At 62.7% G+C, this 20,714-nt stretch carries 17 protein-coding genes, 1 tRNA gene and 2 pseudogenes; 5 read left to right on the top strand and 15 right to left on the bottom strand.

The window, feature by feature from the left end; all coding sequences use genetic code 11:
• Nucleotides 1-33: 33 nt before the first annotated feature.
• Complete coding sequence (locus tag ACQ4W4_RS06980) at nucleotides 34-2,352, top strand: NADP-dependent malic enzyme (RefSeq protein ID WP_436541347.1); 2,319 nt, start codon at nucleotides 34-36, stop codon at nucleotides 2,350-2,352.
• A gap of 52 nt (nucleotides 2,353-2,404) precedes the next feature.
• Here ACQ4W4_RS06980 and ACQ4W4_RS06975 read toward each other — a convergent pair whose 3' ends face one another.
• The 5 genes from ACQ4W4_RS06975 to ACQ4W4_RS06955 form a co-directional block, all read right to left on the bottom strand.
• Nucleotides 2,405-3,274 carry a hypothetical protein gene (locus ACQ4W4_RS06975; protein WP_436541346.1) on the bottom strand — a complete coding sequence of 290 codons (870 nt, stop codon included), beginning with the start codon at nucleotides 3,272-3,274 and terminating at the stop codon, nucleotides 2,405-2,407.
• Between the two features lie 69 nt (nucleotides 3,275-3,343).
• The gene (locus ACQ4W4_RS06970) at nucleotides 3,344-4,180 is read right to left on the bottom strand and encodes a universal stress protein (protein ID WP_436541345.1); all 837 of its coding nucleotides are present in this window, start codon (nucleotides 4,178-4,180) and stop codon (nucleotides 3,344-3,346) included.
• 310 nt (nucleotides 4,181-4,490) lie between these two features.
• Nucleotides 4,491-4,991: a hypothetical protein gene (locus ACQ4W4_RS06965; protein WP_436541344.1), complete on the bottom strand. Its 501-nt coding sequence runs from the start codon at nucleotides 4,989-4,991 to the stop codon at nucleotides 4,491-4,493.
• A 63-nt stretch (nucleotides 4,992-5,054) separates the two neighbouring features.
• Nucleotides 5,055-5,801: a M56 family metallopeptidase gene (locus ACQ4W4_RS06960; protein WP_436541343.1), complete on the bottom strand. Its 747-nt coding sequence runs from the start codon at nucleotides 5,799-5,801 to the stop codon at nucleotides 5,055-5,057.
• A 7-nt stretch (nucleotides 5,802-5,808) separates the two neighbouring features.
• Complete coding sequence (locus ACQ4W4_RS06955) at nucleotides 5,809-6,225, bottom strand: GNAT family N-acetyltransferase (protein WP_436541342.1); 417 nt, start codon at nucleotides 6,223-6,225, stop codon at nucleotides 5,809-5,811.
• A gap of 147 nt (nucleotides 6,226-6,372) precedes the next feature.
• Here ACQ4W4_RS06955 and ACQ4W4_RS06950 point away from each other — a divergent pair, with 147 nt between their 5' ends.
• Together ACQ4W4_RS06950 and ACQ4W4_RS06945 are read left to right on the top strand one after the other, a co-directional pair.
• On the top strand, nucleotides 6,373-6,765 hold the full coding sequence (locus ACQ4W4_RS06950) for an Imm10 family immunity protein (protein WP_077408640.1): 393 nt from the start codon (nucleotides 6,373-6,375) through the stop codon (nucleotides 6,763-6,765).
• Nucleotides 6,766-6,833: 68 nt separating this feature from the next.
• Entirely contained in the window at nucleotides 6,834-7,412 is a 579-nt protein-coding gene (locus tag ACQ4W4_RS06945) for an NnrU family protein (protein ID WP_436541341.1), read from the top strand.
• A gap of 152 nt (nucleotides 7,413-7,564) precedes the next feature.
• Here ACQ4W4_RS06945 and ACQ4W4_RS06940 read toward each other — a convergent pair.
• A tRNA-Leu gene (locus ACQ4W4_RS06940) sits at nucleotides 7,565-7,651 on the bottom strand.
• 173 nt (nucleotides 7,652-7,824) lie between these two features.
• On the opposite strand from ACQ4W4_RS06940, the gene ACQ4W4_RS06935 reads away from it, so the two are divergent.
• Entirely contained in the window at nucleotides 7,825-8,589 is a 765-nt protein-coding gene (locus tag ACQ4W4_RS06935; RefSeq protein ID WP_436541340.1) for an SDR family oxidoreductase, read from the top strand.
• A gap of 79 nt (nucleotides 8,590-8,668) precedes the next feature.
• On the opposite strand, the gene ACQ4W4_RS06930 is transcribed toward ACQ4W4_RS06935, so the two are convergent.
• Both ACQ4W4_RS06930 and ACQ4W4_RS06925 read right to left on the bottom strand, forming a co-directional pair.
• Nucleotides 8,669-9,985, bottom strand: coding sequence for an enoyl ACP reductase FabMG family protein (locus tag ACQ4W4_RS06930; RefSeq protein WP_436541339.1), 1,317 nt, complete (start codon nucleotides 9,983-9,985; stop codon nucleotides 8,669-8,671).
• Between the two features lie 274 nt (nucleotides 9,986-10,259).
• Nucleotides 10,260-12,623, bottom strand: a complete 2,364-nt coding sequence (locus ACQ4W4_RS06925; protein ID WP_436541338.1) for a DNA polymerase II — start codon at nucleotides 12,621-12,623, stop codon at nucleotides 10,260-10,262.
• A gap of 133 nt (nucleotides 12,624-12,756) precedes the next feature.
• Between ACQ4W4_RS06925 and ACQ4W4_RS06920 the strand changes: the two genes are divergently transcribed.
• Nucleotides 12,757-14,436 (top strand): AMP-binding protein, encoded by a 1,680-nt coding sequence (locus tag ACQ4W4_RS06920; RefSeq protein ID WP_436541337.1) that lies wholly within the window; start codon nucleotides 12,757-12,759, stop codon nucleotides 14,434-14,436.
• A gap of 75 nt (nucleotides 14,437-14,511) precedes the next feature.
• Here the strand turns inward: ACQ4W4_RS06920 and ACQ4W4_RS06915 are convergent.
• From ACQ4W4_RS06915 to ACQ4W4_RS06885, 7 genes and pseudogenes are all read right to left on the bottom strand, one after another.
• Nucleotides 14,512-14,631 (bottom strand): annotated as a pseudogene (locus ACQ4W4_RS06915) (PEP-CTERM sorting domain-containing protein); the annotation flags it as partial.
• 48 nt (nucleotides 14,632-14,679) lie between these two features.
• Nucleotides 14,680-15,492 (bottom strand): annotated as a pseudogene (locus tag ACQ4W4_RS06910) (choice-of-anchor A family protein); the annotation flags it as partial.
• 198 nt (nucleotides 15,493-15,690) lie between these two features.
• Entirely contained in the window at nucleotides 15,691-17,415 is a 1,725-nt protein-coding gene (locus tag ACQ4W4_RS06905) for an ArnT family glycosyltransferase (RefSeq protein WP_436541336.1), read from the bottom strand.
• A gap of 152 nt (nucleotides 17,416-17,567) precedes the next feature.
• Nucleotides 17,568-17,837 (bottom strand): type B 50S ribosomal protein L31, encoded by a 270-nt coding sequence (locus tag ACQ4W4_RS06900; protein ID WP_034746247.1) that lies wholly within the window; start codon nucleotides 17,835-17,837, stop codon nucleotides 17,568-17,570.
• Between the two features lie 293 nt (nucleotides 17,838-18,130).
• Nucleotides 18,131-19,393: a transcription termination factor Rho gene (gene rho / locus ACQ4W4_RS06895; protein ID WP_034746249.1), complete on the bottom strand. Its 1,263-nt coding sequence runs from the start codon at nucleotides 19,391-19,393 to the stop codon at nucleotides 18,131-18,133.
• A 155-nt stretch (nucleotides 19,394-19,548) separates the two neighbouring features.
• Nucleotides 19,549-19,875, bottom strand: coding sequence for a thioredoxin TrxA (trxA, locus tag ACQ4W4_RS06890; RefSeq protein WP_086137203.1), 327 nt, complete (start codon nucleotides 19,873-19,875; stop codon nucleotides 19,549-19,551).
• A 312-nt stretch (nucleotides 19,876-20,187) separates the two neighbouring features.
• Nucleotides 20,188-20,646, bottom strand: a complete 459-nt coding sequence (locus ACQ4W4_RS06885; protein WP_436541335.1) for a response regulator — start codon at nucleotides 20,644-20,646, stop codon at nucleotides 20,188-20,190.
• Nucleotides 20,647-20,714 lie beyond the last annotated feature (68 nt).

Here is a 20,714-nt window from a genome sequence, read left to right as displayed (position 1 = left end):
CACCCGATCGACCAAACAGGAAGGCAGCACAGCATGGATTCGTCATCTGATAAAAAAGAAGAATTGCGTCAACAATTGCGCTTGGCCGCACTCGAGTATCACGAGTGCCCGCGCCCCGGCAAAATCAGCGTGACGCCGACCAAACAACTGACCAACCAGCGCGACCTGGCACTGGCCTACTCGCCAGGCGTGGCCGCCCCCTGCGAAGAAATCGTCATCGATCCGGCGAATGCCTATAAATATACGGCGCGCGGCAACCTGGTGGCCGTCATCACCAACGGCACGGCCGTGCTGGGACTGGGCAATATCGGCCCGCTGGCCGCCAAGCCGGTGATGGAAGGCAAGGGCGTGCTGTTCAAGAAATTCGCCGGCATCGACGTCTTCGACATCGAGATCAACGAGATGGACCCCGATAAACTGGTCGACATCATCGCCTCGCTGGAGCCGACCTTCGGCGGCGTGAACCTGGAAGACATCAAGGCGCCCGAGTGCTTCTACATCGAGCGCCAGCTGCGCGACCGCATGAAGATTCCCGTCTTCCATGACGACCAGCACGGCACCGCCATCATCGTCGGCGCGGCCATCCTGAACGGCTTGAAAGCCGTCGGCAAGAAAATCGAGGACTGCAAACTGGTTGTCTCGGGCGCGGGCGCCGCGGCGCTGGCCTGCCTGGACCTGATCGTCGACCTGGGCTTCCCCCTGAAAAACATCTACGTCACCGACCTGGCCGGCGTCGTCTACAAGGGCCGCACGGAACTGATGGACCCGGACAAGGAACGCTTCGCGCAAGACACGCCGCTGCGCACCCTGGCCGAGATCATCCCGGATGCCGATATTTTCCTCGGCGTCTCCGCCGGCGGCGTGCTCAAGCAAGACATGGTGCGCAAGATGGCGCCGAATCCGCTGATCCTGGCGCTGGCCAATCCGAATCCGGAAATCCTGCCGGAAGAAGTCAAGGCCGTGCGCAGCGACGCCATCATCGCCACGGGCCGTTCGGACTATCCGAACCAGGTCAACAACGTGCTGTGCTTCCCGTACATCTTCCGCGGCGCTCTCGATTGCGGCGCGACGACGATCACGCGCGAGATGGAAATCGCCGTCGTGCACGCGATCGCCGACCTGGCGCATGCCGAGCAGTCCGACATCGTCGCCACCACCTACGGCATCAGCAACCTGTCGTTCGGTCCTGAATACCTGATCCCGATGCCGTTCGATCCGCGCCTGCTGATCAAGATCGCGCCGGCCGTCGCCAAGGCGGCCGAGGATTCGGGCGTGGCCACGCGTCCGATCAAGGATCTGCAAGCGTACGCGGACAGCCTGCAGCAATTCGTCTACCGCAGCGGCACCTTCATGAAGCCGCTGTTCCTGATGGCCAAATCCACGCCGGCCGAACTCAAACGCATCGTCTACGCCGAAGGCGAAGAAGAGCGCGTGCTGCGCGCCGTGCAAGTGGTGGTCGATGAAAAACTGGCGCGTCCCATCCTGGTGGGCCGTCCACCGGTGCTCGAAGCGCGCATCCAGAAGTTCGGCCTGCGCCTCAAGCAAGGCGTCGACTTCGACGTCATCAACCCGGACTTCGACGAGCGCTATCGCGATTACTGGAACACGTATTACGCGATGACGAGCCGCAAGGGCGTCACCGAGGAATACGCGAAGCTGGAAATGCGCCGCCGCCACACCCTGATCGGTTCGATGATGATCCACAAGGGCGACGCCGACGGCATGATCTGCGGCACCTTCGGCACCACCCAGCTGCACCTGAAATACATCGACCAGGTGCTGGGCAAGCGCGCCGGCAGCAACGTCTACGCCGCCATGAACGTCCTGATCATGCCGGAACGCCAGCTGGTGATGGTCGACACGCACGTCAATGAAAACCCGGATGCCGAGCAGCTGGCCGAGATCACCATCATGGCCGCCGAAGAGATGACCCGTTTCGGCCTGTCGCCGCGCGCGGCCCTGCTGTCGCACTCGAACTTCGGTTCCAGCGACAGCGCTTCGGCGCAAAAGATGCGCGCCGCGCTGGCCATCATCAAGGACCGCGCGCCGGACCTGGAAATCGACGGCGAAATGCACGGCGATACGGCCCTCGACAGCAAGCTGCGTCAAAAAATCATGCCCAATTCGGCACTGAAGAACGACGCCAACCTGCTCGTCATGCCGAACATCGAATCGGCCAATATCGCCTACAACCTGGTCAAGACGGCGGCCGGCAACGGCATCGCCGTGGGCCCGATCCTGCTCGGCTGCGCCAAGCCCGTGCACATTTTGACGCCATCGGCCACCGTGCGCCGCATCGTCAACATGACGGCCCTGTGCGTGGTCGACGCCGTGGCACAGCGCAAAGCCTAAGCTTTTAGCTGCCGCTTGAAAGCCGCGCCATCCGCAAGTAGGCGCGGCTTTTTTACGTGGGTGAAACGGGCAGGGCCGCGGCGGGCGGATGGCGGCGCAGGTAATAGTGACGATACAGCATGATCTCGCCCCACACCAGCAGCAGCGCGATCAGCGCGAACAGGCCCAGCGTGATCTTGAGCGAATTGAAATAGGCGCCGGCCTGCCGTTTGATGGCGTCGATGAAAATCATCGGCACCGACTTGTCGAGTTTGCTGAAGTCGGCCTGGCGCGCCACATCGGTGGTCAGGCGCACGGCCAGGTCGGTGCCCAGCGCAGCCAGTTCGCCCGTCGCCTGGCCGCGGAAGTTGGCGCCCTTGAGCGCTTCGCCGAGCAGGCCGACCCTGGCGATCAGCTGTTCCTGCAGCACCTGCGTCAGCAGCACGCTGCCGCGGCGCAGAATGAATTCATTGATCCAGCGCGCCTTGCCGCGTTCCCAGTAACTGTTGGATGTGGGGCGGTAATACATGCCTTGCACGAAGGGCTCGAGCAGGCTGCGCACGCTGATGGGCTGGCCCGGGGCGATCAGCTTGACCTGCTGTTCCAGGTAGACGCGCAGCGCCGGCATCTGTGCTTCGACCACCGGCTGCAGATCGCGCTCGAGGGCCTGGTTGACCACGCGGTGCACGCTGTGCACGGCGCCCAAGCCGGCACCGAGGAGCGGCAGCGCGAACAGGATCAGCACGTAGCTGAGCTTGGCTGCCACATGCCAGGCGCGGGGACGGCGCACCAGCAGGCATTTTCTGGCCAGCTGGTAGCAGATGCCGAGCGCCAGCACGAAGCCGGCCGCGCTGCCCAGCAGCATCCACGGCAGGGCGCTCCACAGCAGTTCGCCGCCGAACGGCGCCAGGCTGTTGCCCCAATTGAGCAGTTGTTGGTTCATGTACATTGCTTTGATATGGATAAACAGGCAAGTATACCCATTGTGCAACGACATGGAGCGCGTTTGGTGTCAGTGCGCCATCAGCACGGGCAAGGTCATCTGGCGCAGCACCGTTTCCGTCACGCCGCCCAGCAGGATTTCGCGGAAGCGCGCGTGGCCGTAGCCGCCCATCACCAGCAGGTCCGCATGCACTTCGGCCGCCATGGCCAGCAGCGCCGCGCCGACGTCGCCCGTGGTGACGGCCGGGCGCACCTCGACGGGCACGCCATGGCGGCTCAGGTAGGCGGCAATGTCGGCGCCCGGATGGCGGGCCGGCTGCGCGTGGCCGGCCGGCGGGTGCAGCAGGGCCAGCACCACCAGGCGCGCCGCGCGCAGCAGGGGCAGGGCGTGGCCGATGGCGCGCGTCGCTTCCATGCTGCCATCCCATGCCACCACGACGGTGTTGTCCACGTGCGCGAATTGTCCGCTGCGCGGCACGATCAGCACGGGACGGGCCGCGTTCAGCATCACGTACGGCACCAGGTCGCTCATGGCGCCGGGCAGCGCTTCGCTGTCGTCGTGCTGGCTGAGCACTGTCAAGTCGCTGTAGCGGGCGCTGACGGCCATGCCGCCATCCGCATCGTCTTCGATCAGGCGCCGCTCGAGCGAGACGGCGCCGGCCTGGCGCGCCAGCATCTCGAACTGATCGAGCGCCTGCTCCGCCTGTCCGTGCAGGGCGGTAATTTGCGCCGCCACGGCGCCGCCGCGCATGCCGCGGTTGTTTTCCAGGGTAAAGCGCGACACGCCCGTCATGGCGGCGCCGATCAGGTGCGCCTGGTGCGTGTGCGCCAGCCGCGCGGCGATGGCGATGCGCTGCGGCGCATGGCGCGACAGGTCGGCGTGGACGAGGATGGATTTGTAAGCCATGTTGTCATTCGCTAGTCAGGGTGGCAACAAGGCTAGAACGGCAACACGGCCAAGTCCAGCATTGCCGTGCTGGACGGCAGTTTTCTTATGCGGGGCTTGATGTGGGTCAAAAAAAACACGGGCCATGCCCTTTCGCAAGGCGACAGCCAGGAAATTGCGAACTGTTTGATGCGCATCAAAATGCCTGGCTTCCTGCCGGCGATAATGGCATCGAACTCCTTGCTCTTCCAGTGGTCTGCATCGGCGCCGGCGCCATCTGTCCGGCATTTCCTTGTGTGACGCAACAACGCTGGCCGTGGCGGGAGTTCACTTAATTGTAGGGCTGCAAGTCCAGCCAGACGGCGTACGACAGGCGCTTGCCGTTCCACAGGCCGCCGCCGCGGATGACGGCGTCGCACGAGGTCAGCTGCCCCACCAGGTCCATGCGGCCCAGGTTGCGGCGCAGGCGCAGGGCGTCGTTGTGCGACAGGTAGCCGACCAGCTGGCCATCGATGAAGACGGCGATGGCCTTGTCCTGGAACGGATTGGCATCGTCGCAGACGAGCAGGGCCAGGCATTTTTCTTCCGCATTGCCGGGACCGTGCTCGCCGGCCAGTTTGGCGATGGCGGGTTGGTACATCGCTTCGTTTTCCACTTCCGACGCAAAACGGCCGTCATCGGTCCAGTGGTGCGCCGGGGCGCCGGGAGGGATGGCCGGCACGTACTGGCGCACGGACATGAGCGGCTTGTGCAGCGGCTGGGCGGGCGTGCGGCCGCTGAAGACGTAGTACAGCAGGGCGATGACGATCACGATGGCAAGCAGGTAAAGCATGGTATCTCTCTGATTTCTAAGGGGGAGCCGATGGCGCGGGCGCGCCGCGCGGCGTTGCCGCTACTATAGCAAGTTCGCCGCCTGGTCCCGGGTAAATCTGCCCATGATCCGCCGCCGGCGCCGCAGGGCCAGCGGGTCGTTCAGCACGATGGGCGAGGCGCCCGTCAGCCCCGAATAACACTGGCCGTGCTGGCGCAGGACGATGGCATAGTCGCGCGGCGCGTGGCCGTGCGCCAGCATGCGCGCGTCGCAATCGACTTCGATGGCAAAGCGCAGCCGGTGCACCTGCCACCACAGCGGTAAATTCCAGGGCATCAGCAGGATCAAGGCGTAGGCCAGGGCCAGCAGCTGCGGGTCGCGCGCGGCCAGCCGGCATTGCGCATGCGCCAGCAACAGCGCCTGCTGCTGGGAAGAAATCAGTCGCAGCCAGACGGGCATCACGATGCGCGGGCGCAGCAAGCCCGCCACGCAGGGGCCGATGCCGCCGCTCAGGAAGACGGGCGTGCCCAGCAGTGATGCTTTCTGCCAGCGCCGCTGGTGCGACAGCAGCCAGACACCGCGCAGCGCCAACATCAAGAGCATGCCGCTCGATAAGACAAACCAGCCCAGTTTCAGCTGCGCCTGTTCCGGCGGCATGGCCGCCAGCACGCGGGGCAGCCATGCCAGGGGCACGATGGCGGACGCGGCGATGGCCGCCAGCCACAGCCAGCGCGTCGCGCGTGCGCGCCTTTGCTGCGCGCGCTCGGCGCGCCAGGCGGCGGCGCTCAGCAGCAGCGCCAGCGCCATGGTGCACAGCAGCCAGGCCGGCATCGGGCGCCTAGCGCTTCAGCGCCATGCCGACGGAGGCGGGCGCCGTGTGCTGGAAACCGAATTGCGCATACAGCTCTTGCGCCTGGCCGTCGGCGATCAGGCTGACATACGCGCTGGGCGGTACTTCCGTCTCGATGAATTGCATGATCTCGCGCATGATGCGCTTGCCCAGGCCCTTGCCCTGGTGGGCCGGCAGCACGGCGATATCGGCGACCTGGAAGAAGCAGCCGCCATCGCCGATGACCCTGCCCATGCCCACCACCTCGTCGCCCAGCAGCACTTGCACGGCAAACAGCGAGTTCGGCAAGCCCCTGGCGGCCGCCTCCATGGTTTTCGCGCTCAGGCCGGCGGCGACGCGCAGGTGCTGGTAGGTGGCGATGGCGGGAATGGCCAGGCGGATGGTGTAGGGCGATGCTGCGCTCAAGGCGGTCTCCTGTTGAAATAGTTTGGAGCGGCAATTATAGGCGGCGATGGATTTCCGTGGCGGCACGCTTTATTCGCCGCGCCCTATGTCGTGCGGGGCGCTTTTGCGCTATGGTGGCGTCATTCCTTGAATTGCTGAAAGCACGCCATGTCCGCAGGATTTACCGCCACCGAGTTGTCCGTCATCAACGAAGACGACGCCCTGATCACCACCCTGGCCGCGCCCGCCGGCAAGGGCGAGCCCGTCTACCTGATGCTGCAGCGCGCCGACGAGTACGACGAGCAGGATGTGGCCATGGGCATGGACGAGCCCTACATCGAATATGGCGGCCAGGAATTTGCCTGGTATGGCCACATGCACGCCGTGATCCTGCATCCGAACCGCCTGTCCGTGCAGATGGATGCCGAGGCCGCCATGCAGATGGATGACGATGGCCAGATCGACGTGCGTTTCAACTTGACGCCGGAGCGCTACGCCCAGCTGCAGCAGGCGCTGCGCACCACCTTCGAGGGCTGCGATTACTATCGCGAAGAACGTTGATCTGTGCGGACGGCATCGTTCACGGTGCCGTTTATGATCGATAGCGGGTAATGACTGGGGAGACGACGATGACGGTGCTGATATTCGGCTTGCTGCTGTTCCTGGGTTTGCATTCGGTGCGCATCGTCGCCGACGGCTGGCGCAGCGCCCAGCTGGCACGCCTCGGCGAAAAGCGCTGGAAGGGCCTGTATTCGCTCGTGGCATTCGCCGGGCTGGGCCTGATCATCTGGGGCTACGGCCTGGCGCGCCAGCAGCCGCAGGTGCTGTGGACGCCGCCCATGGGCTTGCGCCACGCCAGCGCCCTGCTGATGCTGTTCGCGCTGATTTTATTGGCGGCGGCCAATGTGCCGCGCAACCGCATCAAGACCCTGGTGCATCACCCGATGCTGCTCGGAACGCAACTGTGGGCCATCGCGCATCTGCTGGCCAACGGCAGCGTGGCCGACGTGCTGCTGTTCGGCGGCTTTCTCGTCTGGTCGTCCGTCGATCTGTATGCCGCCGTGCAGCGCGACCGCGCGGCCGGCGTCGCCTACCAGGGCGGCACCGTGGCAGGCACCCTGATCGCCATCGTCGCGGGCTGTGCGCTGTGGCTGCTGCTGGCGTTCTGGCTGCACGGCGTGCTGTTCGGCGTGCGGCCGTTTGGATAGCCGGATGGCTGCACACGCAATGTCGTGCGTTTCAGCATTGTTGATACGGAGTGGGCGGCGGTGCTGGAGCGCAGATCGGGGCGCTAATACAAAAAAACCCGCAGCATCTGGCGATAGGCGGGTTTGATCGGGTACTGCCAAAACATGTTCTGTGGTGCCGGGAGCCGGAATCGAACCGGCACGCTGTTTCCAGCGCGGGATTTTGAGTCCCGTGCGTCTACCTATTCCGCCATCCCGGCAACGCGAGACGCATTATCACTGATTTGTCACAATCTGGCAAGTTTTATGCTTGGCGTGCGTTTTGCACAAGCATGGAGAATCTGTGAAGACGCCGATTCCAGCGCAAGAAGCGGAGTGCCGCGCCTGGCCAGCCGTCCTATCGTGTCCTTTCACTTATCTGGAGGGATATCCCATGCAACAACTGGAAAACAAGGTCGCCATCATCACGGGCGCCAGCTCGGGCATCGGCCATGCGGCGGCGCGGCTGTTCGCCCGCCATGGCGCGCGGCTGGTGCTGGTGGCGCGGCGACGGAAGGAACTCGATGCGCTGGTGGCGCAACTGGCGGACGGCGGCGCGCAAGCCGTGGCCTGCGCCGGCGACGTGGGCGACGCGGCGTGCGCGCAAGCGGCCGTGGCGCTGGCGCTGCAACGTTTTGGCGGCCTCGATATCGCCTTCAATAATTCGGGCACCCTGGGGCCGATGGGGCCCACGCCGGAAGTTGCCCTGGAAGATTGGCGGGCGGCGCTCGATACCAATCTCACCAGTGCCTTCCTGGCAGCCAAATATCAGTTGCCCGCCATGGCGGCGCGCGGCGGCGGCTCGCTGATCTTCACCTCGAGCTTCGTTGGGCATACGCTGGGCATGGACGGCATGGCCGCGTATGCGGCCAGCAAGGCTGGCGTGATCGGCCTGACGAAGGCCCTGGCGGCCGAGTACGGCGCGGCGGGCGTGCGCGTGAATGCCCTGTTGCCGGGTGGCACCGATACGCCGATGGGGCGGGCAGTGGCGGCTACGCCCGAGGCGCAGGCCTTCGTGGCGGGATTGCATGCCCTGAAACGCCTGGCCACGCCGGACGAGATCGCCCGCTCGGCGCTGTACCTGGCGTCCGATGCATCGAGTTTCACCACCGGCACGGCGCTGCTGGCCGATGGCGGCGTGTCCATCGCGCGCGCCTAAGGCATGCGCAGAAACGCCGACGGCCCGGGGATGAGCCGGGCCGTCGGTGTCTTGCAGCGTACCCTACGCTACCTCAAGCTCAGTTGTGAACCGAGTTCAGCTGGCGGGCGATGATGTCGTGGTTGAGCCAGACGACGGGCGCTGGCGGTTCCGACATGGTGTGGAACATCAGCGGGCCCGTGCCTTCCAGCACCAGCGAACTCAGGTGGTCGGTGATCAGTTCCTTGCGGTCCTTGTGCAGCTTGGTGATGTCGTCCGAGGTGCCGATCATGACGTCGGCCAGCTCAGGGGTGTTGTCCATCGGCCAGGCGGCGAAGTTGCGGAACTGCACGCTGGTGGCGTCGCCATTGTAGGCGGCGATACGGTCGAGCAAGTCTTGCAGCGACACGCCGTCTTCCAGCAAGCCCTGGCAGATTTTCCACTGCTCTTCGGCCCAGGCGCCGCCGCCTTCTTTTTTCAGCGCGTCGAGCAGGGGGAACAAGGACAGTTCCACGCCGACGAAAATGTCGGACGAGTTCGTGCGGATTTCCGGGCAATTGAAGACGGTGGCCTTGATACCTTTTTCCCACGCAGCCTTGGCCACGTTTTCCAGGCGCATCTTGGCCAGGCCTTGCGTGTAGTTGCTATACGTTTGCCACTGGTATTTGCCGTCGATCAAGATCTCTGTGCCGTGGTAGCCGTAGGCGCTGTAGCGTACCTGGCCGCCCGTTTGCTCGATGCGGGCGCGGATGGCGGCGCTGCCGTCGATCAGGTGCTGCAGGGTGTTGGCCGTGACTTCGTCGAAGTTCATCAGGATTAATTTACCCAGGTCGCTGTCGAGCAAGGCGCGCGAGGACATGAAGCGCTCGCCGCGGCCTTTATAGATGCGGTTGGCGATCGCCAGGAAGACCTTGACCTTCGGAATGCCGCCGGCCATGGTGTGGGCGAAATACACATTGCTGCCGTCAGGAATCAGGCTGTCCAGTTCGGCCATGGCTTTTGCCACGGAAGCGCTGAAGCGGGCGATGCCGGCTTCGCGGCAGCGTTCGATCTGCGCCCAGTCCAGCTTGTCTTCCTGCCAGCTTTTCAGGGTCATGTCGGCCAGCAGGGCCGTCGGCGTCGGTTCGCCGGCGGGCGCGTCGAGGTCGAAACCGGCCATCAGCGGCACATTGATGATGCGGCCGCCCAGGTTGGCTTCCGCTTCGGCCAGCTCTTCCGCGTTCAGCGGGCGCAGCGCCATGTTTTCATCGCGGCGGCCGACCGTCATGCCGACGATATTCATGCCCGCCTTGCGCGCTTCGTCCAGCAAGCCATTCACATAGCCGCGGCCGAACAGCTCGCCGAACAGCACAAAGGTGTCGCCCTTGCGGAAGATATTTTTTTGCGGGATGTCTCTTAAGGACGTGATCTCGGTCATGGTGTCAATTCATTCAAAAAATAGCAGGGGAGGCGCATACCGCACAGCCTGCTGGTTCAACATAGTGATAAATTATGCGCCCTTTCAGTGGCGACAATCTTCTTGCGAACGATTCTCGTCTGGAGCGGCATCTTCTTCTGCGGTGGAGCTCTTATTCTTTCGCCATGGCGTATTTTACGCTGCCGCGGCCCACAGCGCCTGTTGGACAGGGCCAGATAAGCCCGGCAGGCGCCGATATTACCTCAGCTTGGCCGCCCAGGTCAGCAAAATTGATCTAAAACAAATCCTGCTGCCCCGATACGAGGCGCGAAAAATCGTCGCCCAGGAACGGCAGTATCGCGTCCGCCACCGGCTGCAGCTGGCGCGTCAGGTAATGCTGGTAATCGATGGGCGAGCGCTGGGTTTCCAGTGGTTCCGGCCCCGCCACCGTGATGACGTAGCTGATCCAGCCGCCGTTCTGGTATTGCAATGGCCAGCCCTGCGCCAGGTTGTAGGCGTCGGCCGTGCGCGCCGCGCGCACGTGGGGCGGCACGTTGCGCTGGTAGTCGTCGAGCGGGCGGCGCAAGCGCTTGCGGTAGACCAGCAAGGCGTCGAATTCGCCGCGCACCGTGCGCGCCACGTAGTCGCGCACATAGTCCTGGTAGGCGGCGCGCTGGAAGATGCGCAGGTACAAGGCTTGCTGGAATTGCTGCGCCAGCGGCGTCCAGTCGCTGCGCACGGTTTCCAGGCCCTTGTAGACCATCTGTTCGCTGCCGTCCGGCTTACCCACCAGGCCCGCGTAGCGCTTCTTGCTGCCTTCTTCCGAGCCGCGGATGGTGGGCATCAGGAAGCGCCGGTAATGCGTCTCGAACTCGAGCTCCAGCGCATTGTCCAGGCCGAATTCCTCGCGCAGATAGGCATCCCACCAGGCGTTCACGTGCGCCACCAGGGCGCGGCCGATCTTGCCCGCCTCTTCATCCGTATGCGCTGTTTTCAGCCACACAAACGTGGAATCCGTGTCGCCATAAATTACCTGATAACCCTGCTCGGTGATCAGCTCGCGCGTGCGGTGCATGATGTCGTGGCCGCGCAGGGTGATGGACGAGGCCAGGCGCGGATCGAAAAAGCGGCAACCGCTTGACCCCAGCACGCCGTAAAACGCGTTCATGATGATCTTCAGCGCTTGCGACAGCGGCGCGTTGCGCTCGCGCTTGGCCGTCTCGCGCCCTTGCCACACCTGTTTCACGATGGCGGGCAGGCAATGTTTTACGCGTGAAAACTGTGCGCCCCGGTAGCCGGGCACGGTATCGGCCTCGTCGCCGCTGGTGCCCACCACCAGGCCCACGGGGTCGATCAGGAAGGTACGGATGATGGACGGGTACAGGCTTTTGTAGTCGAGCACCAGCACGGAGTCGTACAGGCCCGACTGCGAATCCATGACGAAGCCGCCCGGGCTGTTGTCGCCGGACACGTCGCCCAGGTTGGGCGCCACATAACCCTGCCGGTGCATCAGCGGCAAATACAAATGTTCGAAAGCGGCCACGGAACCGCCGCTGCGGTCGGCCGCCAGGCCCGTCACGCTGGCCCGTTCCAGCAAAAAGGTCAGCAGCTCGGTCTTGGCGAAGATGCGCGTGACCAGTTCGCAATCCTTGAGGTTGTAGCGGGCCAGGGCGGGCTTGTCTTCGCGGAAACGCCGGTCGATCTCGGCCATGCGCTGGTAGGGATTGTCGATGGACTTGCCTTCGCCCAAGAGCGTTTGCGCCACGTTTTCCAGGCTGAACGAGGAAAAATTCCACGTCGCCGAGCGCAGGGCTTCGATGCCGTCGATGATCAGGCGGCCGGCCGCGGCGGCAAAATAATGTTCCTGCTTGCCGCCATGCTCGCGCCATTCCATCACGGCGCCGCCGCGTCCCAGTTTCAACGGTACTTGATAACGCTCGGCATGTTCGCGCAGCACGCGCAAATCGAACTGCACCAGGTTCCAGCCGATGATGGCATCCGGATCGTGGCGCTCCATCCACGCGTTCAGGCGCTCGAGGATCTGTGCGCGCGTGTCGCAGTATTCGAGGTCGAAATCGAGCGTTTCATCGCCGCCGTTTTGCGGCCCCAGCATATAGACCTGGCGCTGGCCGCAGCCTTCCAGGGCCAGCGAGTACAGCTCGCCATGCGCCGTCGTCTCGATGTCGAGCGAGGCCAGTTTCAAGCTTGGCCGGTAGCCGGGCGCCGGCCTCAGCTGCACGTCCTGCCCTGTCTCCCCTTTGACGCTTACCGGCGCCGTGATGAAACGCTCCATCAGGTAGCGCTCGGGCGGGCGGATGTCGGCTTCGTAGACGTCGACGCCGTGCGCGCGCAGCTGCTTTTCCAGTTTCAGCAAATGCCGGTATTGCTTGCAGTACAGCCCCAGCACGGGACGGTGGTGGAAATCGCACAGCGACAGGGGACGCAGCTCGGCATGGCGCTCGCCGCGCAGCAACTGTTGCGCCTGTTCCTGCTGCTCCATGGGAAGGAAGGCGACGGCCGTCTGCACGGGCAGGCGCACGTGGCGTGGCCCTGCATCCGTTGCCAGCCAGAAATCGACTTCCGTGCCGGCGGGCGTGTCGCGCCAGTGGCGGGTCAGGATGAAGCCCTGTTCGAGTGGGTGCTGGGTGTTGCCTGTCATGGTGCCGTGAGTGTCTGGTGTGCTGGCCTGCACATTACAGCAAGCTGACGCAGGGCGGGGGCGGTTGCGGCTATAATTTTCAGTATCGAAGACGATAACAAGAGCGCGCCGCGCCACCCACCCCGGAGACAGCATGCAAGCAATCAGTTATGTACACGGCGCCCACGAGACGCCGTTGATCGGCGAAACGATAGGCGCCTACCTGGACGGCATCGCCGAGCGCTACGGCCAGCACGACGCCCTGATCGTGGCGCACCAGAACGTGCGCTGGACGTATCGGGAATTCCAGCAGCGCGTGCACAAGCTGGCCGCCGGCCTGTTGAAACTGGGCTTGCAGCCGGGCGACCGGGTCGGCATCTGGTCGCAGAACTGCGCCGAATGGGTGCTGACCCAGTTTGCCACCGCGAAAGCCGGTTTGATCATGGTCAACATCAACCCCGCCTACCGGCGCTCGGAACTCGAATACGTGCTCGACAAGGTGCAATGCAGCGCGCTGATCCTGTCGCCCAGCTTCAAGTCCAGCGATTATCTGGCCATCGTGCAGGACGTGGTGCCGGAAATCGCCCGTTCCCGCGCGGGCGACCTGCAGTCGCCGCGCCTGCCCCAATTGCGCCACGTCATCCGCCTGGGCGCTGCCGCCACGCCCGGCATGCACAACTTCGACGCCCTGATGGACGGCGTCACGGACGCCGACCTGGCGCACCTGGAAGAAGTGAGCGCGACCTTGCAGTTTGACGATGCCGTCAACATTCAGTTCACGTCCGGCACCACGGGCGCGCCGAAGGGCGCCACCCTGACGCACCACAATATCCTGAACAACGGTTTCTTCATCGGCGAAGCCATGCGCCTCACCGAGCAGGACCGCCTATGCATTCCCGTGCCCCTGTACCACTGCTTCGGCATGGTGCTGGGCAACCTGGCCTGCGTCACGCATGGCGCGGCCATGGTGTTTCCCGGCGAAGGTTTCGATCCGAAAGCCGTGCTGGAAACGGTGCAGGCCGAGCGCTGCACGGGCTTGCATGGCGTGCCGACCATGTTCATCGCCATCCTCGACCATCCTGACTTCAAGCAATACGATTTGTCGAACTTGCGCACAGGCATCATGGCCGGCTCGCCTTGCCCGATGGAAGTCATGACGCGAGTCATCGAATTGATGCACATGGCGGAAATCACGATTGCGTACGGCATGACGGAAACGTCCCCCGTGAGCTTCCAGACGGCGATCGAAGACCCGCGCGAGATGCGCGTCTCGTCCATCGGCCGCGTCCACCCGCACCTGGAAGTGAAAATCATCGATGCGGAAGGCCGCATCGTGCCGCGCGGTGAAAAGGGAGAATTGCTCACGCGCGGTTATTCCGTGATGCAGGGCTACTGGGGCGACCCTGAAAAAACAGCCGAGGCCATCGATACGGCGCGCTGGATGCACACGGGCGACCTGGCCGTCATCGACGCCAACGGCTTTTGCAGCATCGTCGGCCGCTCGAAGGACATGGTGATACGCGGCGGCGAAAACATCTACCCGCGCGAAGTCGAGGAATTCCTGTACCGCCACCCGAGCGTGCTCGACGTGCAATGCGTGGGCGTGCCGGACGCCAAGTATGGGGAAGAATTGTGCGCCTGCATCATCCTGCGGCCGGGCATGCAGGCCACCAGCGACGACATCCGCGCCTTTTGCGATGGGCAGATCGCCTATTACAAGATTCCCCGCTATGTGCGCTTCGTCGAGGAATTTCCCATGACGGTGACGGGCAAGATCCAGAAATACCTGTTGCGCCAGCAGGTGGCCAACGACCTGGGTCTGGGTACGCAATAAACTTTTCGCCAGCGCATAAAAAAACACCGGGACGCTCGCGCGGCCCGGTGTTTTTTTATTGCTTCAGCGTAAAGCTTATGCCAGTTGTGCTTGCGGTGCGCGCGCTGGCGTGCGGCGGCGCATGAAGGCCAGCAAGCCCAAGCCGGCCAGCAGCATGGCGTAGGTGCCTGGCTCAGGTACGGCCGAGACGTTGACCGTGTTGAAGCCGGAACCGTTCATTGCGACGTGGCCATAATTGATCGAGCTGACCGAATTGGCGATCAGGGTGCCATTCATGTCGCCCGAACCGGAGAACGCGGCCTTCGGTGCCAGGATGCTGCCGTTGATGCCGACGTTCTGCAGGCTGGTGGTGGTGGCGTTGGCGAAGTTGAACAGCGTGCGGTTGGCGAAACTGGCGAAATTGTCGAAGCCGCCGCTCATGGTGATGTTGGTGGCCGTGCCGTTGATGATGATGCTGGCCGTGCTTTTCAGCGAGGACAGGTCCAGGGTCAGGTTATGCAGGTTCGACGCATCGATGTTGAAAATATTCACGTCGGCGTTGATATTGCCGACCAGGGTCATGTTGCCGTACTGCGAGATCACGGTGCCGTTCGATTGCAGCTTGGCCACGTCGCCCGACAGGGTCGTCAGTTGCTGCTTGGCGCCCGCGAAGTCCAGGGTGGAGGCGTTGCCTTTGCTGATGTTGTCTTTTGGAAACCACTGTGGCGCCGTCAGGGTGGCGTTGGGATTGCTGACGCCGTACACGGCCGAGCCGCTGAGCGTGCCCCAGCCCGTGTTCAGGTTGCCGCCAGCAACGACCGAATTGACGGCGCTGCCTGGCTTTTTATTCGTGCCGACGTTGTAGTTGTCCAGATAGATATTGCCGCCAGCGGCAATGCTGCCGCCGACGCTGGTGAAGCCGCTGCTGCCGCTGCTGCCGATGTTGCCAAAGATGAAGGCCGAGTAGCCATTGGCGACGCCGAGGTCGACCACGGTGGCTTGCGCCGAAGCGCTGAAGGAGAAGGCGAACAGGGCGGCGCTGATGAGCGGCAAGGTGCGGGTAGCAAATAATTTCATGGACAACCTCATAGTCAATTGGGGGACGATTCGGGCGGGAAAGCAACACACCGCCATCGCGCAGCCGGCCATTATAATATAAAAAACAATGTTAGTTCAATTTAGGTAATTAACTATATTTTAAGGCAACAGTTTTCCTATAGTCAGCAATTGTCTGACGGACATAAAAAAACCGGGGCTGGCCCGGTTTTTTGCTGCTTACCTGACGCGCTGGTACAGGCGGAAGCGTTCCACGTCATCCGTGGGGCGGCGTCCTTCCCACAGCTTGATCCAGTCCGCACCGTGATGTTCCGGCAGTTTTTCCTTGTTATCCGGAACTTTAATGCTGTCTTGCAACAAGAACACATCGCAATGTTGCTGGCCCACATTGGCAAACGGCAGGTGGCCGTAGTAGGCGAACGAGGCGCGCTGGGCGGCGCCGACATTGCTGTTGATGCAAGTAGTGCCTGGCGGCAGGTGGACGGAAATCTGGTGCGCGACGCTGGCGTAGCTCTTGCTGTAGTTCAGCGGCGGCAGGAACAGGGTCATGATCAGTACCCAGATCAGGATCAGGCCGCCGGACGACAGCACCACGGCGCGCCACAGCACGGCTGGCTGGCGCGAGATGCGCCAGTGCACCAGCGCCACCCAGCCCGCGCTGGCGCAGGCGGCGACGAAGAAGGCCAGCAAGTCCAGTTCGGGCTTGAAACCCGGCATCAGTTTCAGGGCGTTATGGGACAGTTTCGGCGGCCAGCCGGTCAGGATGGCAAACCAGAACAGCCACAGCGCGAGGGCGCAGATGGTCAGCACCATCACGGAGAACCAGTCGATGGCGTTGATGGCGCCCCGTTTCATGGTCAGCAAGCCGAACGCGGCCATCACGGCCAGCGGCGGCAGCAGCGGCAGCAGCTGGCTCGGGTCTGGATCGGGATGGCACAGGCCCAGGATGGCCAGCATGGCCACAAAGGTCAGCGGCACGACGATGTGCAGCACGTGGTGCTGGCGGCGCCAGGCATACACGGCCCAGGCGGCGAAAGGCCACGCGGGCCAGAAGAACCAGATGCCGACACGCCAGAAGTATTGCAGGCTTTTCAGGCTGGGGGCGCTGAACTGGCGGTAATTCCATTCCATCCACGCTTGCAGCGGCGCATGGCCATAAGGTTGCAACCATTCGCCCGGCAGCAGCCAGACCAGGGTCAGCGCGATGCCTATCAGGATGGCCAGCGCCAGGTGGCGCACGCTGCGCAGCAGCGGCAGGCGCAGGAAGACGGTGCACAGCAGCAGGGCGATGCTCAGCGCCGCCGGCGTGATCCAGCCGCGCGCGAGGGTCAGGCCGCCCAGCGCCAGGCCCAGCAGGGCGGCATTGCGCACTGATGGACCTTCCACGTAGCGCACGGCGCGGTACAGCAAATAGGCCATCAGGGACACGTACAGCGCTTCGGCCGTGATGTCGTGGCTGTGCTGCAGCAGGCCCAGGCAGCCCAGGTAGATGAGCACGGCGGCATCGGCCAGGGTGCGGCCGAAGTCGTCCGGTTCGGGCTGGCCGCCGAAGGCCAGGCGCAGCGGCTGGGCGTCGTTGCGCCGGCCCAGGTTGAAGGCGGTGTACCAGACGGACAGGGTGCTGACGACGAAGATGCCGATGGTCGACATGCGCGCGCCGAAGACGTCGCCGTCGATCCAGCCGAACAGCTTGATGAAGATGGCGCCCAGCCAGAAGGCCAGCGGGCCCTCATCGGGCAGCGACAGGCCGGCGATGTTGGGCCACAGCCAGTCGTTCAGGCCGCCATGCGCCATGGTCCACATGATGCCGAAACTGGCGGCATCATCGTTCTTCCACGGTTCGCGGCCGATCAGGCCAGGCAGGATGTACAGCAGGCCGAGCGCAAACAAGGCCCATCGTGGCAGCGCGAGTGTGGCAGCGGCGGGAAGGCGGACTGGCTTCATCGATAATCGGTATCAGAATAGTGGCAAGACGCGACGAATGGCGTCGGGTATGCGCGAGTATAAAGTAAAGCGGCCAAAGACAAAAAAGGCAGCCGTGGCTGCCTTTTCTCTGGTAGCCGAAGCTGCCCTGTTTTGCCGCAAAGCGGCAAAAATCAGCCTGCTGCGACTGCGGTTTTCGAACCAACCGAACCGAACTTCTGACGGAACTTCTCGACGCGACCGGCGGTATCGACGATTTTGTGCTTGCCCGTGAAGAATGGGTGCGATTCAGCCGAAACCTCGATCTTCACCAGTGGGTATTCTTTACCGTCGTGGGTGATTTTTTCGCGGGTCTGGATGGTCGAGCGGGTAACGAATTTGAAATCGCACGACAGATCGTGGAAAACAACTTCGCGGTATTCTGGATGGGTATCGACTTTCATGGTCTTCTCTCTAGTTTGGTAGCCAAACAGCACTTCGTCGGTCGTCTTGCTTCTTGACCCGATTGCCGATCACTTGCCAGGGTTTAAAATAATGCAACCGTCGATTATATAGCGCTTTCGGGCCGGCGGCAATAAAAAAGCCGCTCGATGAGCGGCTTGGGCCGGTAGTACATTGATATGTGCCACCGAGGGGAGGGAAACCGTAGCGAGCAGGCCCGATATACGGCCGAGTAGCGCAGCTGTACGAAGGTACAGCGAGCAACACAGGCCGTAGAGCGGGACGCGCAGCAGGTTTACCCCCCCCGGCGCATCATGTCGAAAAACTCGGCGTTGTTCTTCGTCGCTTTCATCTTGTCCAGAATGAACTCCATCGCCTCGATCTCGTCCATCGAGTACAGCAACTTGCGCAGGATCCAGATTTTTTGCAGTTCGTTTGGCTTGATCAGCAGTTCTTCGCGGCGGGTACCCGATTTGTTCAGATTGATGGCCGGGTAGACGCGTTTTTCGGCCAAACGGCGTTCCAGATGCACTTCCATGTTGCCGGTACCCTTGAATTCTTCAAAGATCACGTCATCCATGCGCGAACCCGTTTCGATCAGCGCCGTGGCGATGATGGTCAGCGAGCCGCCTTCTTCGATATTGCGCGCGGCGCCGAAGAAGCGTTTTGGACGTTGCAGCGCGTTCGCGTCGACACCACCGGTCAGGACCTTGCCCGAGGCAGGGATGACGGTGTTGTAGGCGCGCGCCAGGCGGGTGATCGAGTCGAGCAGGATGACCACGTCTTTTTTCATTTCGACCAGGCGCTTGGCTTTTTCCAGCACCATCTCGGCCACTTGCACGTGGCGCGTGGCCGGCTCGTCGAAGGTCGAGGCGACGACTTCGCCGCGTACCGAGCGTTGCATTTCGGTCACTTCTTCCGGACGTTCGTCGATCAGCAGCACGATCAGCGTGATATCCGGGTGGTTGGCCGTGATCGCATGGGCGATGTGCTGCAGGATCACGGATTTGCCGGATTTCGGCGACGCCACCAGCAAGCCGCGCTGGCCTTTGCCGATCGGGGCGATCAGGTCGATGATGCGGCCGGTGATGTTTTCCTGGCCATTCATTTCACGTTCCAGGCGCAGCGGCTCGTTCGGGTGCAGCGGCGTCAGGTTTTCAAACAGGATGCGGTGTTTCGACATCTCCGGCGATTCGCCGTTGACCTTGTCGACTTTGACCAGTGCGAAATAGCGTTCGCCATCTTTCGGGGTCCGTACCTCGCCTTCGATCGAATCGCCGGTGTGCAGATTGAAGCGGCGGATTTGCGAAGGGGAGATGTAAATATCGTCGGTGGACGCCATGTAGCTGGCGTCAGGCGAGCGCAGGAAGCCGAAGCCGTCAGGCAGCACTTCCAGGGCGCCGTCGCCAAAAATCTGTTCGCCGGACTTGGCGCGTTTTTTCAGGATAGCGAACATCAGCTCCTGTTTGCGCAAGCGGGCTGCGTTGTCAATGTCAAGACCGATCGCCATCTCAAGCAGGGCGGATACGTGTAGGGCCTTTAGTTCGGATAAATGCATATGTGTTGAGTGTCCCGAGACGGGATGTAAAGGTAGGGGAGGGGACTGCGTGGCGTTGATTAATTAGTGGGGAAGGCTGTGCACGAATGAGGCAAAGCCGCTTCCCGGTCTATCCAGTCAGGCGGCGCTGCGGGCGCAGCGCTGCCCATCATACATTAAATGTTGCTGTCGACGAAAGCGGTCAACTGGCCCTTGGCCATGGCGCCCACTTTTTGAGCAGCTGCAACACCATCCTTGAACAGGATCAGGGTCGGGATGCCGCGGATGCCGAACTTGGCAGGCACTGCCTGGTTGGCGTCCACGTCCATCTTGGCGATCACGATGCGGCCGGCGTATTCCTTGGCCACTTCTTCCAGGATCGGGGCGATGGCCTTGCAGGGACCGCACCATTCCGCCCAGAAGTCGACCAGTACTGGCAACTCGGATTTCAGGACGTCTGCTTCAAAAGATGCATCGCTAATGTGTTTGATATTTTCGCTCATATTTTCCTCAAATGAGGGTGGGATCAATAATGCCTGGAATTCACCATACGCTGGTTCGCCATCCATGCTTCCTGGAATGCAGTGAGAAGATGGGGGCAATGGGCACAAATTCAATGTTCTTGGAAGGTGCGACCAGAGGTATGCAGGCGGGGATGGCTGAAATAATAACCCATTTTTTCAAAGCGTGGCGATTATTGCAGAAAAACTTGAGGCATATCGCCGGCATATCGCTCCCGCGCGTGCCGCCAGGGCGGCAAAGCCGCATGCCTGCTGGCCTGCGGCGCCGTGTCCCGCCTCCCGGCCCGGCTCCGCTCAGGCTTGCGCGCCGGCCTGACGCGCCGTGTGCTGCAGTTGCAAGTTCACCATGAGCTGCAATTCCGCGCTTTCCATCGGCTTGCGGAAGGTGCCTAATATATGCAGGCCGTTGGCCATGGCCAGGCGTTCGGCCGCCAGGCGCACGGCCGAATGCAGGCCCGACAGCAGGACCACGCCGCCGCGGAAGCCGTTTTCCGCCGCCATGCGCAAAAATTCGATGCCGTCGATGTCGGGCATGGACAGGTCGCAGATCAGCAGATCGGGCTGATGCTGCTTCAGGGTCGACAGCGCCTGTTCGCTATGCGACTCGCAGCGGATGTCGAACGGGCCCATTTGCTCGAGCATGTCGCTGAGCACGTCGAGCATGAAAACATCGTCGTCCAGCAGCAGCACGCGCAACGGCGCCAGGCCTGCTTCATTCTGTTCCTGGCTGGTTTGGTTTGATACAGTGTTCATCGTCATGTCTTTCTGTTGATATGCATCGCTGTCGATGCCGATACCTTGCCATGGCGTACTGGCGGTAG

This window comes from Janthinobacterium glycogeni (assembly GCF_051380725.1).
In the GTDB taxonomy this organism is placed as follows: Bacteria; Pseudomonadota; Gammaproteobacteria; order Burkholderiales; family Burkholderiaceae_D; genus Janthinobacterium.
The sequence above is the reverse complement of the archived record's forward strand: the minus strand, read 5'-3'. Positions and strand labels throughout refer to the sequence as shown.

Bases quoted from the DNA above. Each gene is read 5' to 3' on its own strand.
- ACQ4W4_RS06930 (WP_436541339.1), bottom strand. From the start codon at position 9,985: ATGACCGAGATCACGTCCTTAAGAGACATCCCGCAAAAAAATATCTTC.
- ACQ4W4_RS06975 (WP_436541346.1), bottom strand. From the start codon at position 3,274: ATGAACCAACAACTGCTCAATTGGGGCAACAGCCTGGCGCCGTTCGGC.
- rho (WP_034746249.1), bottom strand. From the start codon at position 19,393: ATGCATTTATCCGAACTAAAGGCCCTACACGTATCCGCCCTGCTTGAG.
- ACQ4W4_RS06885 (WP_436541335.1), bottom strand. From the start codon at position 20,646: ATGAACACTGTATCAAACCAAACCAGCCAGGAACAGAATGAAGCAGGC.
- ACQ4W4_RS06980 (WP_436541347.1), top strand. From the start codon at position 34: ATGGATTCGTCATCTGATAAAAAAGAAGAATTGCGTCAACAATTGCGC.
- ACQ4W4_RS06925 (WP_436541338.1), bottom strand. From the start codon at position 12,623: ATGACAGGCAACACCCAGCACCCACTCGAACAGGGCTTCATCCTGACC.
- ACQ4W4_RS06905 (WP_436541336.1), bottom strand. From the start codon at position 17,415: ATGAAGCCAGTCCGCCTTCCCGCCGCTGCCACACTCGCGCTGCCACGA.
- ACQ4W4_RS06900 (WP_034746247.1), bottom strand. From the start codon at position 17,837: ATGAAAGTCGATACCCATCCAGAATACCGCGAAGTTGTTTTCCACGAT.
- trxA (WP_086137203.1), bottom strand. From the start codon at position 19,875: ATGAGCGAAAATATCAAACACATTAGCGATGCATCTTTTGAAGCAGAC.
- ACQ4W4_RS06945 (WP_436541341.1), top strand. From the start codon at position 6,834: ATGACGGTGCTGATATTCGGCTTGCTGCTGTTCCTGGGTTTGCATTCG.
- ACQ4W4_RS06965 (WP_436541344.1), bottom strand. From the start codon at position 4,991: ATGCTTTACCTGCTTGCCATCGTGATCGTCATCGCCCTGCTGTACTAC.
- ACQ4W4_RS06920 (WP_436541337.1), top strand. From the start codon at position 12,757: ATGCAAGCAATCAGTTATGTACACGGCGCCCACGAGACGCCGTTGATC.
- ACQ4W4_RS06970 (WP_436541345.1), bottom strand. From the start codon at position 4,180: ATGGCTTACAAATCCATCCTCGTCCACGCCGACCTGTCGCGCCATGCG.
- ACQ4W4_RS06950 (WP_077408640.1), top strand. From the start codon at position 6,373: ATGTCCGCAGGATTTACCGCCACCGAGTTGTCCGTCATCAACGAAGAC.
- ACQ4W4_RS06935 (WP_436541340.1), top strand. From the start codon at position 7,825: ATGCAACAACTGGAAAACAAGGTCGCCATCATCACGGGCGCCAGCTCG.
- ACQ4W4_RS06960 (WP_436541343.1), bottom strand. From the start codon at position 5,801: ATGCCGGCCTGGCTGCTGTGCACCATGGCGCTGGCGCTGCTGCTGAGC.